This is a genomic window from Yinghuangia soli (assembly GCF_021502675.1).
GTDB lineage: Bacteria > Actinomycetota > Actinomycetes > Streptomycetales > Streptomycetaceae > Yinghuangia > Yinghuangia soli.
Genome location: NZ_JAKFHA010000001.1, coordinates 154,351 through 170,079, shown reverse-complemented (window position 1 = coordinate 170,079; position 15,729 = coordinate 154,351). Strand labels below are relative to the sequence as shown.

Annotated in this window: 15 protein-coding genes and 1 pseudogene; 12 read left to right on the top strand and 4 right to left on the bottom strand. The window is 69.3% G+C overall.

What is annotated here, in order from left to right:
- Positions 1-7: 7 nt before the first annotated feature.
- Together LZ495_RS00730 and LZ495_RS43705 are read right to left on the bottom strand one after the other, a co-directional pair.
- Positions 8-196 (bottom strand): DUF397 domain-containing protein, encoded by a 189-nt coding sequence (locus LZ495_RS00730; RefSeq protein ID WP_235049778.1) that lies wholly within the window; start codon positions 194-196, stop codon positions 8-10.
- Positions 196-330 (bottom strand): hypothetical protein, encoded by a 135-nt coding sequence (locus tag LZ495_RS43705; protein ID WP_268822169.1) that lies wholly within the window; start codon positions 328-330, stop codon positions 196-198. The genes LZ495_RS00730 and LZ495_RS43705 overlap by 1 nt, the downstream gene beginning before the upstream one ends.
- Before the next feature lie 365 nt (positions 331-695).
- Between LZ495_RS43705 and LZ495_RS00725 the strand changes: the two genes are divergently transcribed.
- The 6 genes from LZ495_RS00725 to LZ495_RS00700 all read left to right on the top strand — a co-directional run bounded on the left by LZ495_RS00725 (position 696) and on the right by LZ495_RS00700 (position 4,565).
- Positions 696-1,166, top strand: a complete 471-nt coding sequence (locus LZ495_RS00725; RefSeq protein WP_235049777.1) for a hypothetical protein — start codon at positions 696-698, stop codon at positions 1,164-1,166.
- Positions 1,167-1,304: 138 nt separating this feature from the next.
- Positions 1,305-1,826: a hypothetical protein gene (locus tag LZ495_RS00720; protein WP_235049776.1), complete on the top strand. Its 522-nt coding sequence runs from the start codon at positions 1,305-1,307 to the stop codon at positions 1,824-1,826.
- A gap of 305 nt (positions 1,827-2,131) precedes the next feature.
- The gene (locus tag LZ495_RS00715) at positions 2,132-2,707 is read left to right on the top strand and encodes an SMI1/KNR4 family protein (protein ID WP_235049775.1); all 576 of its coding nucleotides are present in this window, start codon (positions 2,132-2,134) and stop codon (positions 2,705-2,707) included.
- 53 nt (positions 2,708-2,760) lie between these two features.
- On the top strand, positions 2,761-3,291 hold the full coding sequence (locus LZ495_RS00710) for an SMI1/KNR4 family protein (protein WP_235049774.1): 531 nt from the start codon (positions 2,761-2,763) through the stop codon (positions 3,289-3,291).
- Between the two features lie 78 nt (positions 3,292-3,369).
- Positions 3,370-3,933, top strand: coding sequence for an SMI1/KNR4 family protein (locus tag LZ495_RS00705; protein WP_235049773.1), 564 nt, complete (start codon positions 3,370-3,372; stop codon positions 3,931-3,933).
- A gap of 38 nt (positions 3,934-3,971) precedes the next feature.
- Entirely contained in the window at positions 3,972-4,565 is a 594-nt protein-coding gene (locus LZ495_RS00700; protein WP_235049772.1) for an SMI1/KNR4 family protein, read from the top strand.
- A gap of 121 nt (positions 4,566-4,686) precedes the next feature.
- Here LZ495_RS00700 and LZ495_RS00695 read toward each other — a convergent pair whose 3' ends face one another.
- Together LZ495_RS00695 and LZ495_RS00690 are read right to left on the bottom strand one after the other, a co-directional pair.
- Positions 4,687-5,826 carry an acyl-CoA dehydrogenase family protein gene (locus tag LZ495_RS00695; protein ID WP_235049771.1) on the bottom strand — a complete coding sequence of 380 codons (1,140 nt, stop codon included), beginning with the start codon at positions 5,824-5,826 and terminating at the stop codon, positions 4,687-4,689.
- Positions 5,823-7,031: an acyl-CoA dehydrogenase family protein gene (locus LZ495_RS00690; RefSeq protein WP_235049770.1), complete on the bottom strand. Its 1,209-nt coding sequence runs from the start codon at positions 7,029-7,031 to the stop codon at positions 5,823-5,825. The genes LZ495_RS00695 and LZ495_RS00690 overlap by 4 nt, the downstream gene beginning before the upstream one ends.
- 692 nt (positions 7,032-7,723) lie before the next feature.
- On the opposite strand from LZ495_RS00690, the gene LZ495_RS00685 reads away from it, so the two are divergent.
- From LZ495_RS00685 to LZ495_RS00660, 6 genes and pseudogenes are all read left to right on the top strand, one after another.
- Complete coding sequence (locus LZ495_RS00685) at positions 7,724-9,595, top strand: class I adenylate-forming enzyme family protein (protein WP_235049769.1); 1,872 nt, start codon at positions 7,724-7,726, stop codon at positions 9,593-9,595.
- A gap of 384 nt (positions 9,596-9,979) precedes the next feature.
- Positions 9,980-10,603: pseudogene (locus LZ495_RS00680) on the top strand (HdeD family acid-resistance protein); the annotation flags it as partial.
- 918 nt (positions 10,604-11,521) lie between these two features.
- Positions 11,522-12,763 carry an LLM class flavin-dependent oxidoreductase gene (locus LZ495_RS00675; protein WP_235049768.1) on the top strand — a complete coding sequence of 414 codons (1,242 nt, stop codon included), beginning with the start codon at positions 11,522-11,524 and terminating at the stop codon, positions 12,761-12,763.
- Positions 12,764-12,798: 35 nt separating this feature from the next.
- Entirely contained in the window at positions 12,799-13,680 is an 882-nt protein-coding gene (locus LZ495_RS00670; RefSeq protein WP_235049767.1) for an ABC transporter permease, read from the top strand.
- Positions 13,681-13,762: 82 nt separating this feature from the next.
- Complete coding sequence (locus LZ495_RS00665) at positions 13,763-14,833, top strand: taurine ABC transporter substrate-binding protein (RefSeq protein WP_235049766.1); 1,071 nt, start codon at positions 13,763-13,765, stop codon at positions 14,831-14,833.
- Complete coding sequence (locus LZ495_RS00660) at positions 14,820-15,656, top strand: ABC transporter ATP-binding protein (protein WP_235049765.1); 837 nt, start codon at positions 14,820-14,822, stop codon at positions 15,654-15,656. The genes LZ495_RS00665 and LZ495_RS00660 overlap by 14 nt, the downstream gene beginning before the upstream one ends.
- Positions 15,657-15,729: the final 73 nt, after the last annotated feature.

Here is a 15,729-nt window from a genome sequence, read left to right as displayed (position 1 = left end):
ACCAGACCTAGGCTCGTACCCCGACCACCAGCGTCACCCAGGCAGCCCGCGGTACCAGGACCACACCGCGCCCACGCTCTTTCGAGTCCCGGAACGCTGTCGTCCCCATCCCGAGAGCCACCTCGACGCACTGACCGCCGTGCGCGTTGCTGTAACTGCTCCCGTGCCAATTCCGTTCAGAGTCGGCTATGCGCATCAGAACTCCTTGATCGCCTTCAAAGCGATCCGGCGGGACGCGTCCGGATCGAGAGCGCGAGCGCGCAAGTAGTCGAACGCCCTTGCTTGCAGCGTGACATCATCGACGCTCCCAATGTAGGCAGCATCGGTCATGCTCGGCGATCTGAACTCCCGGGCGTCTGCCTGGGCCTCGTGAGCTGCCAGTTGTGCCCGTAACTTCGCGCATCCATAAGCCACTTCGTTTGAGATCTCCTTGCCTCCTTCGGGAGCGCCGAGACGGCTTGGACTGCGGAGCTCCTGACGTGCGAACTGCTCACCGGCGCGCCCTCGACACGCCTCCGGTCCGTGCACCGAACTGGGAATGATCCACGATCCCGACATGTCCACGGTCTGGAACGGCGTCCAGGACGAAGGCCCCACCGTCCCGGCCTCCGCTTACCCCGCCGACGCTCTCCCCGAGTCCAGCCGGGACATCGAAGCAATAGGCACCGCGTCCCCACTCGGGCACGCTGGTCCACATGGACGACGAAGTGGACGACCCCGCGGAGTTCGCGAAGCAACGGCTGTCCCTCTACGTCGAATCGCTCCGGATCCGCATGCCCGAGGCGCAGTACGAACTCCTCCGGGACGTGCTCAAACTCTGGGCGGAGAACGGCGGAGGCACCATCAAGATCCATATGGACGACGAGGAACGAGCGCTCTTCACGCCCGAAGTCCAACGGGAAGTCCTCGTCATCATGGGCCTGATGGGCGCCCTCGCCTCCGGCCACGAAGACCGCGCCGACCACGTGGTGGTCGACCTCGGCGACGGCGCCCATGTCAAGGGCGCCCAGACCCTCGTCCCGCCGGATACCGCCGCCGACCCCGAACGCCTCGCGGCGATGCGCGACAGCCTGGACCGCAAGGCCGCCGAACGCAGCCGCGACCAGGCCGAACTCGATGCCATAGCGCGAGCCAGCGGAATGCTCCCCGAGGAAGACCCCGAGTAGCCGAACGGCAGAATGGCCACACCCCACCGAACCCGCCCCACACGGGAGTACGGCATCCACGCCACCGCCACCGCCAGCAGCACGCAGCGCGATCGCCTTGCTGTCCTCTGCACCACAACCGCATGAGCGGACGCACTCATGCACCCTGACCTCGGCCGGCCCCGCGTACGCCGACGCTGGTGGCTCGCGATCGCTGCCGCAGCCCTGGTAATGCTGCCCCTCGGCCTGTACGCCTGCTCACTTGCCACACAGGGAGCAGCGAACCAAGCGGAAGAACGCCTGCCCGGCCAAAAGAAGATCGACGTACCCCTGCCGCAGGCCGCCGCACGCATCGACGTGACCATCCCTGCGAACGCCACGGACGCCACCTGGGCGTACATCGCGGGATTCCAGGACGACATCGTCCTGCTCAGCTTCCGCATGCCCGAAGCCGAGTTGGAGGCATACCTGACGGCGAACCACATCAGGCTCCCGCTCGAACCCGGCACCCAGAACTCCGGCCTCGCCGGCTTCGCCCAGTACGGCGTCGGCCCCGATCCGGAATCCGTCACCGGCGGCAAACACACCCAGCGCGAGCCGAACGGCTACATCATGATCGGCGTCAGCATCGGCCCACCCGAAAACGGCCTCGTACGAGTCTGGATCGACGGCTACAACTGACCGCCGTCCCCAACTTGGACCGCCCATCCGGCCTCGATCCGGACCGCCGGCCGGGCATCATCTGGGGTCGGTAGACGGCATGCAACTTTGCGTGTACGACTGCGGGATGGCCGAGTTCCTCTGCCGTACGGCCGACGGTGAGGTCTGGGTCGTGGCCTGTCCCTCGTCGACGCCGTCGTGTCCGCAACGGGAGGCCGCCCCGGCGTCGCTCCCGGGCGGCTCAGCGGATGTCACCGTCATCGCGTATCAAGGTGGCCGGCAAGGTCGAAGCCGGAATCCATCTCCGATGGGAGCAAGGCGAGTAGATGAACGACTGGCTGGGGCAGTTGGTTTCGCTCGTGGGAAGGGTCCCGGAGGCGCGCGGTCCGGCGGATTGGGCCGCAGTCGAAGCCGAGCTCGGCCTCGACCTCCCGCAGGACTACAAGGCCTTCGCGGACGTCTTCGGCGCCGGCGTGTTCAACAACTACTTGGCCGTCTTCGTGCCGGACACGGGAGCCGGACTCGTCCGACAAGTCGAGTCGTTCGGCAGTCTCATGGGCAACCCGATGTACCGGAGCATGTTTGCCCCGTATCCGACCTATCCGTCCGACGGTGGCATCCTGCCGATGGGCGCTTCCGAGGCCGGTGACTCGTTCTATTGGCTCCCGGGGGACCAGGGGAACTGGTCGATCCTGGGCCGCACGGAGGACGAACCGGATTGGCACCGCTTCGACATGAGCACCACCGAGTTCGTCTTCAAGATCGCTTCGGGGGCCGACATGGGGATGTTCAGTCTGAATGTCGGAGAGATGGCGCCATCCTTCATGCCGATCACCCGGTCCTGGGGTGAGGAAGTCCCGTGGGACGCGGACTGGGACGAGCAATTCCCGATGTCCGGCTGAGTCGGGCCAGTCCAGGCGGCGTACGGAGCTCTTCGGGCGAAAGAGAGTGGGCAATGCAGAGCTTGATCGGTGAACTCGAGTCGGTCGTTGCGGCGCTGCGAGCGGCGCGGAGGCCGCAGCGGGTTCAGATGGCGTGGCATGTCCTGGAATCCCAGTGGGGCACTCTCCCGGCTGACTACAAGGAGTTCGGCGAACTCTATCCGTCCGTCGAATTCGACGACCTGTTGCTCGTTCAGGTGCCTCGGCCTGGCGAGGAAGCGAAGCGCCTGGAGAGCTGCGGCCGCGATCTGGATATTCTTCGTGACTTTGTCGATGATGGCGATACGGAAGGATATGTAGCTTTTCCGGAATCGGGTGGTCTGCCGCCTTGGGGCAGCTCGAACCAAGGGGATTCCTTCTACTGGAAGACGGCGGAGTCTCCGGAAGCATGGACTGTAGTGGTCAATACCGCGAACAACGATTGGTGGGAATTCGACGGCGGACTGCTCAGCTTCCTGGTCGGCCTCTTCGACGGTTCGATCCCCGCAGTTGGCCTACCTCAGGGGTTCTCCTCAGACAGCCCTTGCGTTCTGGCGTATCCGTAGCAATGAGTCGATCAGGCGGCCTGGATTTTGATCCTGGATTCGTGGAAATCGTCGGAACCGACGAAGGGAATCGTTTCAGTGGTCGGCAAGTTGCATGAGATCGCAGCTTTGATGCCGCCGCCTTCGGCTCCGGACCTGGCGAAGGATGCTGAGTGGAGATCGGCGGAGGAGCATTTCGGATCGGTTCTTCCGCCTGATTACCGTGAATTCTTAGCGTGCTACGGTGAGGGCATTATCGACGAATACCTGATGATCCTCGGCCCTCGCTTCCGGAATGGTGTGAGCGGCATTGTGAGAAGCAATCGGGACGTGCTCTCCGCGCTGGCGTCGGTTGTCCCGGGGAGTCGGGCCGGGTTTCCGGTGGCGTTGGAGTCCAAGGTCGGAGGCGTTGTTCTTTGGGGGTGCACCGAGGATGGTGACTATTGCTTCTGGAGGTGTCTGGGGGACGATCCCCAGGGCTGGACCACTGTGGTCTACAGTCGTCATTTTGACGATTGGGAAGAGTATCCCTGCGGATTTTCCGAGTTTTTGCTGCTGTTGCTTTCGGGGAGCTTGGATCGGCCCTTCTATAGGAGCGTCTTTCCCGAGAGCACATCATACGTTTCCGCGACGCAGAACTTGGCGCGTCTCCTCGGGGAGTAGCCGTGGTGCGGTTCCCGATACTGGATCGGAGTGGGCGTATGGATGAATCGGTGGCAACTTTGCTGGCTCTGATGCCGCCGCTTGGTGGATCCCCCGAACCAATCGATTGGCATCCTGTCGACACTACGACAGGCCGCTATCTCCCCGGTGACTTTCGGGACTTCATGGACCATTTCGGCCCCGGGTCGATCGATCGATTTCTGGTGATACTTGTCCCCGATCAAATGGACCCGGGCCGGCCTTCTGGTCGGATGTCCGAAGAGACTCTGAATGCTCGCGGGAACTGGGACGAGGAAGGCGGTCCCGAGGGCCTCGGTGATGAGGACCGACAATCGCTGGTTGCCTGGGGGGTCGACGGGTTCGCCAACATCTATTGCTGGCTTACGTCGGATGACGACTTGAGTACTTGGCCTGTCGTCGTATGGCGCGAGAATGACGTCCAATGGTCTGTCTACGAAGTTGGCATGGCCGAATTTCTCCTGAAGGTTTTGAATGCGCAGCTTTCCGATGACTGCCTTGACGGTCTGCCGATTTGGGGGAAGACGACTGCGCGCTTCATCAGCCACAAGGAGCGTCTCCGTCTCCGTGGACTGGGGATAAATGCCTGGACGGGCGAAGTGCGGTCGTCGTGATTTCCGGATTCTGCGACGGGGTGTAAGCGCGTGGGCAGAGGCCGAGGAGTGAGCGGGGGCGGGGGTGCCACGGCGCCCCCCCCCGCCCCCCGCCCCCCCCGGCCCCCCCGCTCGGGGGCTTTCAGGCCGAAGGGAGGTTCACCAGACCACCGAGAGCTGCTCGGTGGTGGGTGGGGGTGCCCTGGAGGAGGCTCAGGGACATGGCTCGCTTCAGGTAGAGGTGGGCCGGGTGTTCCCAGGTGAAGCCGATGCCGCCGTGCATTTGGACGCATTCTTCGGCGGCGTGGACTGCAACGTCGCTGCAGTAGGCCTGGGCGAGGGATGCGGCGATGGGGGCGTCGTCCGAACCCTCCGCGAGGGCGGCTGCGGCGTAGCGGGCGGTGGCCCTGGCGGCGGCGATGTCGGCCCACAGGTCGGCTGCCCGGTGGCGGAGGGCCTGGTACGAGCCGATGGGGCGGCCGAATTGGTGGCGGGTCTTGAGGTAGGTGACGGTTTCTTCCAACGACCTTTCGGCTACGCCCAGTTGCTCGGAGGCGAGGAGGGCGGCGCCGGTGACGAGGGCGTGGGCGAGAGCCGCGGGGGCCTGGGTGGGGTCGGCGATTGCCGTGGCAGGGACGCCGTCCAGGGTGATGGTGCCTACCGGGCGTGTGGCGTCGAGGGTGGTGGCGCGGGTTCGGGTGAGGCCGGGGGCCGTTGCGTCGACCAGCGCGAGGTGGGGCTCGCCGTCGATGAGGACGGGGACGACGAGGAGGTCGGCCCGGTCGGCGGCCAGGACCGTGGTGGCTGCTCCGGTGAGGTGGAGTTGGCCGTTGGCGTCGAGAGACCCGGTGATCGAGGCCGGGAACTCGGCGCCGGGGGCCGTGGTTGCCGGGATGGTGAGGGTGGCGATGGCCGTGCCCGCGGCGAGGGCGGGGAGGGCGTTGTCGCGGGCCTCGGAGGCGGGGGAGGCCGTCAGGGCCGTCGTGGCCAGGATGGCGCTGGGGTAGTACGGGATGGGGGCTACCGCGCGGGCCAACTCTTCGAGGGTTACTGCCGCTTCGCGGGCGGTGGCGCCGGCGCCGCCGAGGGACTCGGGGATCAGGAGGCCGGCGAGGCCCAGGTCTTCGGCGACCGACTTCCAGAGGGACTCGTCGTAAGGCTCGTCGGTGTCGACGCGGGCCAGGACGTCGGACCACGGGCAGCGGTCGGCGAGGAGACCTCGGAGGGTGGCGCGCAGGTCGTCTTCGACGTCCGTGTAGAGCAGCGAGGGGATGTCGGTCACCGGGGGATCTCCTTCCAGGGCAGCTTCGTGTCGGTACGCGGCTCGCGCGGGAGTTCGAGTACGCGGTCGGCGATGACGCCGCGCAGGATCTCCGTTGTGCCGCCTTCGATCGAGTTGCCCTTCGCGCGCAGGTAGTAGTAGCCCGCCGAACGACCGCCGTCGGAGCCGCCCAGGTCGACGCGGCGCATCGTCCAGTCGTCGTACGTCAGGCCGTCCTCGCCGCTCAGTTCCAGCCAGAGGCGCGTGGTCTCCTGGTTGATGCGGGCGAACGAGATCTTGGCCGCGGAGCCCTCGGGGCCCGGCTTGCCCGCGGCGAGTTGCTGGCCGATGCGGGCGTTGGCGAGGCGGGCGACCTCGGCCTCGACCCAGGCCTTCATGACCTGGTCGTGGAGGGCGGGGGTGCGGACCTCGGGGCGGGAGCGCCAGAGCGCGGCGACCGGGGAGATGACCCCGCCTTCGCGAGGGGACGCTCCGCCGCCGATCGCGACGCGCTCGTTCATGAGCGTGGTGTTGGAGACCGTCCAGCCCTTGCCGACCTCGTCGGCGCGCATCGAGTCGGGGATGCGGACGTCGGTCAGGAAGACCTCGTTGAACTCGGCCTGGCCGGTCGCCTGGCGGAGCGGACGCACCTCGACGCCCGGGAGGGACATGTCGAGGAAGAAGTAGGTGAGGCCCTGGTGCTTGGGGAGGTCCGGGTCGGTACGGGCCAGCAGCATCGCCCAGCGAGCCTTGTGGGCGAAGGACGTCCACACTTTCTGGCCGTTGACGATCCAGTCGTCGCCGTCGCGTACGGCACGTGTCGCAAGGCCGGCGAGGTCGGAGCCCGCGCCCGGCTCGCTGAACAGCTGGCACCAGACCTCTTCGCCGGTCCACAGCGGACGAAGCAGACGGGAGCGCTGCTCCTCCGTTCCGTGCACGGCGACGGTCGGGGCGCCCATGCCCAGGCCGATCGGGTTGCGGTAGACGTTGGCCGGCTTCGCGCCCGCGGCGGCGAGTTCCTGCTCGGCGACCTGCTGCAGCGCGCGCGGGGCGCCGAGGCCGCCGCAGCCGACCGGGAAGTGCACCCAGGCCAAGCCGGCGTCGAAGCGGTGGCCGAGGAACTCCACGTGGTCGGTGGTCGCCGGATCGTGTGCCGCGGCCAGTTCGCGTACCCGGGTGCGAATCTCCTCGGCGGTGACGCCGGTGGCACCTGAATTCTGGGGCAAGGTGACATGCCTCCTTCGCCCGGACCGGGTCCGGACTTGGTCAAGAGTTACTGACTGCCCGTCAACAGCAATCCGCACGGCCGATGCTAGGTACACCGATCAACGAGCGGAAGGGGACGCCGTCAGCGCTGTGGGCATCCACCTTCGGGCTTGGGGACGGACGTGAAGCCGGCGTACGGGTGCGGGGTGCGGGTGGGCTCGGAGAGATGAGGCCGGGCAGGGCGGCGGCGTCCGCTCGGGTGCGAGGCCGAGCCAGCGCGCCGGTGCGGTCAGGGGCGCTCTTGTGTCGGCCCTCAAGTACGCGTCAAGTACGCGTCGTCGGTTGGTAACGGCACCAGCCCGGGTGTTTCCCGGGCGGTCCTCGGCCCATGGCACAGCGCTGCGCGGGATGCGTGCTGCGTCCCGCGAGAGCGCGAGGCCCAGGCGTACTCCCGGCCGCGCAGCCGCGCGACCCAGCACCGCAGCCCCGCCAGGCGCCACCGCCCCAAAAGAAGAACCGGTTCCTCCATGCCCTCCCCGCAAGCCCCCGCAGGGCAGCCGTCCGCGCACTTCGGCGGGCCCGCCACCACTCCCCGGCGCAACGCGATACGCTCCCCCTCCACTGCGCACGGCACCGGAACATCGATACATAGAGATCATCGATTCACGCGGCCTGGACCAACCGGGACCGCGCTCCGTGAGGACAGCAATCAGTGACGACTCCCAGCACGGGCGCCACCGGCGGAGCCGCCCTTCTCGACACGCTCGCCGCCGAACTCGCCGTCGACGGCGAGCCGGTCACCGAAGCGCTCGACGCATGGTCGGTTCGCACCCCTTTGCGGGTGTTCATCCACTACGGCGAGCACGGCCTCGACCTCAGCTACGCCGAGGCCCGCCGCGCCACCGACACCATCGCCGGAAACCTCGAGGCCCTCGGCATCGGCCGCGGCGACCGCGTCGCCGTGCACTGCCGCAGCCCGTACGCCGCCGCGCTGTGGATGTTCGGCATCTGGAAGGCCGGCGCCATCTTCTGCCCGGTCGACCCCGACCTCATCGGCCAGCCGCTGCTCGACCAGCTGACCACCATCGCCCCCGCGATCATCGTCACCGAGCGCATGGGCCTGTCGTCCCTCGAACTGGTACGCCGCCACCTCCCGTACGCCCCGCCCGTCACCGTCCACGACTCGGTCGGCGTCCTGCCCCCGCACGGCTTCCCCGAGGTGCCGTACGCGCACTTCCTCGCCCGCGCGCTGCCCCCGCAGTACGGCGCGGCCCCCGAGGACATCGCGGCGATCGTGCACACCCCCGGCAATACCGGCCGCCCCAAGGCCGTCGTGCTCTGCCACCGCTACATAGCCCAGTCGACGTTCTTGCTGCGTCGCCTCACCACGCCGGACGACGTCGTCTACAACGACCTCCCGATGCACACCATCCTCGGCGCCTTCGCGGGCGTCGCGCGCGCCGCGTGGACCGGGTCGATGGTGACGCTGTGGGACCGCTTCCACCCCGGCGAGTTCTGGTCCCGCATCACCGCCACCGGCGCCAGCACCGCCGTCCTGACCGACGCCGCCGTTCCGTGGCTCACCAGCGCCCCGGAGCGCCCCGGGGACGCCGAGAACGCCCTCGCCAAGGTGTGGCTCCACCCGCTGCCCGCCACCCACGCCGACTTCGCGCGCCGCTTCGGCATCGACTACGTGATCGCCTCGTACGGCCAGATCGAGACCGGCATGCCGGTCGCCGTCGTCATCGAGGAACTGGGCGAAGGCGCCGGCACCCCCGTCCCGCTCCAGCGCGGCCTGACGCACGAGCAGGTCACCCGGGTCTGCTCGCACTACCGCGTCCCGGTCGTCCCCGGGCAGGCCGTCCCGCGCAAGGGACTGCTCGGCGCACCGCTGCCGTTCCTCGAGGTCGCGGTGCTCGACGAGTACGACCGCCGCGTCGGCCCCGGCGTCGTCGGCGAGCTCGCGGTACGCCCGCACCTGCCCGGACTCGTCGTCCAGGAGTACCTGAACGACGCACTCAGCACCGCCGAGGCCACCCGCAACCTGTGGCTGCACACCGGCGATGCGGTCGTGCGCAGCACGGAGGACGGTCTGCTGCACTTCGTCGACCGCGTGCAGGACCGCATCCGCATGCGCGGCGAGAACATCTCGGCGTACCACATCGAAGACCTGGTCAATCAGCACCCGGACATCGCCATCTGCGCGGTCTTCGGCGTCTCGCTGGACGGCCGCCAGGACGACGACATCGTGCTGTACGTCGAACCCGACCCGGGACGCCTGCTCGACCGCGACGCCCTGCAAGCGTGGTGCGGCCAGTCCCTGCCTCCGTACATGCGCCCCGCTCACATCCGCGTCGTGGTCCGCATGCCGCGGACGCCGAACCACCGCGTGGAAAAGCACCGCCTGCGCCGCCACTTCCTGGGCCTTCCGGACCCGGTGGGCGCCATCGTGGAACAGACCCGCGCCCCGGTGGCCGTACCGCGTATGGCCCTACCGGCCGGCGGCGGCGGCTTCTTCGGCCGCGACCCGGGCAGCGGCCCGGCAGCCCTCCCCCCGGGGACGGGCAACGGGACGGGCTTCTGAGCAAAGCCGATGGGGACAGGCGACGAGACGGCCTTCTGAGCAAAGCCGATGGGGACGGGCAGCGAAACGGCCTTCTGAGCAGAGCCGACGGGGACGGACGAGCGGTGCCGTTCGTCGCGCTCGTCCGGCTTTTCAGTCGGGATGCCCCCTCCTGGGCCTGATGACGGCCGTACCCCGTCTCGGACGAGTCCGCCGCGCCGGGGGCTCGCCGTAGCGTTCGGCAGCGTGTTCGGAGTACCGGCATCGGAGCGAGAGAGGTACTGAGCGGCGGATCGGGCGGGTATCTCTTCGGCGATCGGGTACACGCAGAGCGCAGCGACCCGGGCGGGTGGAGTTGGCGCGCGCCGGGGTCACCTGACCGACGCGAGCGAGGGAGCGGCAGTCATGGCCAGCAGGAGCAGCAGCGGGCCGCGGCATCGCAGCACGGAGCCGACCGACGTACCGGTGAGCGGCAGCGGGTTCGGATTCGGCGTCCTGGTGTTCCTGGGTGTCATCCTGGTGCTCGCCGGCATCGTCGGCCTCATTTATGCCGCCACCGCGACGCTCACGACGATGATCCTGTACGCGTGGCTGCTGCTGATCGGCGGCGTCGTCGGGCTCTTCCAGGCGATCCAGTCGCGCAAGGAGGCCAGCGCCTTCTGGCTGACGGTGGCCGTGGCCGCGCTCAACATCGCGGCCGGTGTGGTGCTGATGCGGCGCCCCGAGGCGGCCGCCACGGCGCTGACGCTCTTCGTCGCATTCCTGCTGCTCACGGCCGGGCTCTTCCGGGTGGTCGGCGGTATCGCGAGCATGTCGGCGCGCATGACGTGGACGATCGTCGTCGGTGTCATCGACCTGGTCCTGGGTCTGCTGGTGCTTGCCGAATGGCCGAGCAGCAGCCGGTACGTGATCGGCACTTTCATCTCGCTCGCGCTGCTGTTCGACGGCCTGAGCATGGTCAGCCTCGGCATCACCGGACGCCGCATCGTCGACATGGTCCGTACGGCGGACGCGGGCGCGGCCGCGAGTGCGGGGGCGGCCGGCGCGGCAGCGACGGGGGCGGCTGCGGCGAAGGGGGCGGCCACGGGTGCCGCGGCGGTCAGGTCCGATTCCGGGGTACCGGTGGACCCGGCCGGCGGGCCGGTCGGTACGCGCCCGTCCGACGCGGACATCGAGGCCGAGTCCGAGGAGCTCGCGGGCGGTGCTGCATGGCGCGACGGTCCGGGCGAGACGAACGGCGGCGATCCGTCGACGGCCGAGTGGACCGCGGACAAGGGGCCGGACACGCTCCGGAAGTCCTTCGAGCGGGGGCGGCGCGGACGCGGGGACGAGGAAGGCGGGCAGGGGCGGTAGTCGGCTGGTAGTCGGCGGGAGTCGAGTGGAAGCCGATCCGTAGTCGGGCTGGAGTCGGGCTGGAGTCGGGCTGAAGTGGGGCTGAAGCCGGTCTGAAGTCGGCTCGGCACCAGGCGGGTGCAGCGGCCTGAATTCGGCTCGGGCTCGGCTCGGGGCCGATGCGTCGTCGGCTCGGAGCCGCTGCGCAAGCGGCGCGGAATCAGGCGAAATCCCTTGTCCGGCAATGCGGATGCAACAACTCGTACACATCGGTACCACCATCCGAGATGGGGTTGCCGCGCTGCGTGCCGCGTCGTCACGATGACGGCATGGCCCTTGTCCTTGTGTCGCGACTTCACGTGGATCTGATGCGTGTCGCGACGATGGCATGTCCGGCCGGAGCCGCGTCGGCCGCGTGACACCGACCGCCTCCCGGGCGAACGGTTGCCGCCGACCACACTTCTGACGAACGCCGCGAGTACGGCGTTCGCCTCTTGCTGATCCCACGCTCCTGCGTGTCCGAGTCCCTGCGCTTGTGTCCGCGTAGGCGCTACGGGATCCGCGGTCCGCCGCCGCGGCGGCAGCCTTCAGTCTTCGGCTTTGGGGTTCCTTCGCATGCCCGCTTCACCGCTCTTCCACTGGTTCCTGCCCACCGGCGGCGACGGCCGCGATCCCGGCGGCGTCACCGCCGTCCAGGGCCGCACCGGCGCCGCTGTACGCCGACCTGCCGACATCGGCTACCTCGGACAGGTCGCCCGCGCCGCCGAGCAGGCCGGCTTCGCGTCGCTGCTCACTCCGGTGGGCCTCGGCTGCGTCGACCCCTGGATCCTGTCCGCCGCGCTGACCCAGCACACCCGGTCCATCGGCTTCCTGGTGGCCTTCCGGGCCGGCTTCAGCAGCCCCACCCTGCTGGCCCAACAGGCGGACGCTTTCCGGCGCTTCGCGAACGGACGGCTGCGCCTCAACGTCGTCACCGGCGGAGACCCCGCCGAGCAGCGCGCGTACGGCGACCGGCTGCCCCACGACGCGCGGTACGCCCGGACCGACGAAGTGATGGCGGTGCTGCGCGACCTTCTCGACGGCAAGCGCGTCGACTTCGCGGGCGACCACGTCCAACTGGAGAACGCACAGCTCGTGGACCCCGCCACCGAGCACCCCGTACCGCTGTACTTCGGCGGCGCCTCCCCGGCCGCCGAGGCGGTGGCGGCCCGCCGTGCCGACGTGCAACTCCTCTGGGGCGAAACGCCGTCCGGCATCGCCGAACGCCTCGCCCGGCTGCGGGCCGGGGCCCGCGCCGAGGGGCGCACGCTGCGCTACGGGCTGCGCCTGCACATCATCGCGCGCGACACGTCCGAGCAGGCCTGGGAGGAGGCTGACCGCATCTTCGCGGGCTTCGACCCGGAGGCGGTACGCGCGAGCCAGGCGCGCTTCGCCGCGATGGACTCGACCGGCCAGGCTCGGATGGCGGCCCTGCACGGCGGTGAATTGACCGGAACGGCACGGGACTTCATCGTCGCACCGAACTTGTGGGCAGGAATCGGCCTGGTCCGTGAAGGCGCGGGCACGGCGCTGGTCGGTTCGCACGACGAGGTCGCGGCCCGGCTGGCGGAGTACCAGGCGCTGGGGATCGAGGAGTTCGTGCTGTCGGGGTACCCGCACCTGGAGGAGGCGTACCGGGTGGGGGAGGAGGTCGTCCCGCGGGTACGGGCACTGGTCGCGGCGGAGACGGCCGCGGCTCAGCCGGAATCTGGTCCGGAGCCGAAGCCGGGGTCTGGGCCGCTGCAGGCGGCATCGGAGTCGGCGCCGGAATCGGAGTCGGCGGCCCAGGCGGCGGCGCAGGAAGGCGGCCGAGCGTGAGCACGGCCGCGCCCGCGGATCCGGAACTTGCGCCAGTGGCATCGTCGACGGCCTCGGGCTCGTCCGAGGAAGTCCCGCCGCTGAAGGCCGACCCCGCGACGTCCAAGCCCCGAAACCGCAACCCCCTTCGTTTCGCGGCCCTGCGCTGGACGGCGCTCCGCCTCGTCGCCCTCGCCGTCCTGCTCGGCGCCTGGCAACTGGTCGTCGTTCTGGAGGTATGGCCGCGCGTGTTGGTGCCCTCGCCCGGCGAGGTGTGGCACCAGTTCATCCTCGCCTCGACCGTGCACGACGGCGTCCGCGGCTACGGCGACCACCTGCTCATCGAGCATCTCGCCGTGAGTCTGCGCCGGATCGGTATCGGGGTCGGGTACGCGGTCGTGTTCGGGGTCCCGCTCGGCGTCGCCATCGGTGCGGTCCGGCCCGTCGCGGTCGTCCTGGAACCCGCGGTGACGTTCCTGCGGACGCTCCCGCCGCTCGCGTACCTCAGCCTGCTCGTCATCTGGTTCGGCATCGACGAGTCGCCCAAGATCTGGCTGCTCGTGATCGCCGCGATGCCGCCCATCGCCGCGTCGACCGCAGCCGCGGTGCGTGGTGTCCCCGGTGACCTCGTCGAAGCCGCCAAGGCCTTGGGCGCCGGACGGCTGCCGCTGCTTGGCGGCGTGGTGCTCCCGTCCGCGCTCCCGGAGATCCTCACCGGCATCCGCATCGCCGTGGGCGTCGCGTACACCTCGGTCGTCGCCGCCGAGACCATCAACGGCGTACCGGGCATCGGCGGCATGATCCGCGACGCCCAGCGCTACAACCAGACCTCGGTGGTGATCGTCGGGATCATCGCCATCGGCCTTTCCGGCATCGTCCTCGACGCCCTGATGAAGGCGCTCGAACGCGTCCTGGTCCCGTGGCGCGGCCGCGCATGACGCGCACCTGTACCGCCGACGCGCCTCGCGACCGCTGCTGACCCGTCCCGCCATTCCCTTTCGCACATCTCCAGGAGTAGCCATGTCCCTTCGCCCTGCCCGTATCACCCGGCGCCGTGCCCTCGGAGTCGCCGCCGCGGCCGTCCTCGCCCTGACCGCGTCCGCGTGCGGCAGCGACGACAAGGACGGCAGTGCCGGCAACGCCGCCGGCGACGGTGGGAAGAGAACCACCGTGCGGATCGCGTACCAGGAGATACCCAACGCCGACCTCATCGTGAAGGACCAGCGCCTGCTGGAGAACGCGCTGCCGAACGCCGACGTGAAGTGGGTGAAGTTCGACTCCGGCGGCGACGTCAACACGGCCGTCATCGCGGGGGCCGTGGACTTCGGCCTGGCCGGATCCAGCCCTGTGACCAAGGGGCTCTCCGCACCGCTGAACATCCCGTACAAGGTGGTCTGGATCCACGATCTGATCGGCGACAACGAGGCGTTGGTCGCGCGCGGCGGCATCACCGACATCAAGCAGCTGGTCGGGAAGAAGGTCGCCACGCCGTTCGGGTCGACCGCGCACTACTCGCTTCTCGCGGCCTTCCAGTCCGCCGGGGTCGACGCGACCAAGGTGAACGTCATCGACCTGCAGCCGCAGGACGCCCTGGCGGCCTGGAAGCGCGGCGACATCGACGCGGCGTACACCTGGACCCCGACCCTCAGCGAACTGGAGAAGGACGGCAAGGTCCTGATCACCAGCCGGCAGCTCGCCGAGCAGGGCAAGCGCACCGCCGACCTCGGGATCGTCACCGACAAGTTCGCCAAGGCCTACCCGGACATCGTCACCGCGTGGATCAAGGTCCAAGACCAGGCCGTCAAGCTGGCCAAAAACAGCCCCGAGCAGGCCGCACAGGCGATCGGCCGGCAGCTGAACCTGACCCCGGAGCAAGCGCTCACCCAGCTCAAGCAGCTGGTACTGCTGACCGCCGCCGAGCAGACCGGGCCCGAGTACCTCGGCAAGCCCGGGGCGCCGGGCAAGCTCGCCGAGAACCTGCGCGACGCGGCCGTCTTCCTCAAGAGCCAGCAGAAGGTCGACGCGGTGCCGGACGCCTCGGTCTTCGCGCAGGCGCTCGCCGTCGAGGAACTCGCCCGTGCCGCCGGCTGACAGCAGCACGACCGCGGCCACCGAGGCCCGCGCCGCCCACGCCGTCGTCCTCGACCGGATCACCGTCCGGTACGGGGACGCCCGGCGCGGTCGGCGCGGGCGGGCACCCGTGACCGCGGTCTCCGACGTCTCCCTCACCCTCGACCGCGGCGAATTCGTCGTCCTGGTAGGCCCGTCCGGCTGCGGCAAGACGACCCTGCTGCGCATCGTGGCGGGTTTCGAGCGACCCGCCGAAGGCACCGCCACGACGCACGGCGAGGCACCGACCCCCGGGCGGGGGACCGGCGTCGTGTTCCAGCAGCCGCGGCTGTTCCCGTGGCGCACCGTCGGCGGCAACCTGGCCTTCGCCCTCGCCCGGCACGGCGTACCGCGCGACGCCCGGGCCGCCCGAACCGCCGAACTCCTCTCCCAGGTCGGCCTGTCCGGCATGGAGCACCGCCGCACCTGGGAACTCTCCGGCGGCCAGCAGCAGCGCGTCGCCATCGCCCGTGCGCTGGCGGGGGAGCCCGAACTCCTGCTCCTCGACGAGCCGTTCGCGGCCCTGGACGCACTCACCCGCGAACACCTGCAAGAAGAGGTCCGCACCCTCGCATCCCGTACCGGCACGACGGTCCTGTTCGTCACCCACTCGGCCGAGGAAGCCATCCTGCTCGGCTCCCGCGTCCTGGTCATGGCTGCCGGGCCGGGACGCATCGTGGAGGAGATCGCCGTACCCCTGCCCCGCGAACCGACCACGGACGTAGCCGCTCTCCGCGGCACAGCCGAATTCGCCCGCCTGCGCGGCGAACTCGCCGCATCCTTGCGCAACACGGCAACATCCTGAGGCGAAGGGAAGCAACTCAGGATCAATGAGGGAGACTTGGCCTTCCCCTCACATGTCGGAAATCTCCAATACC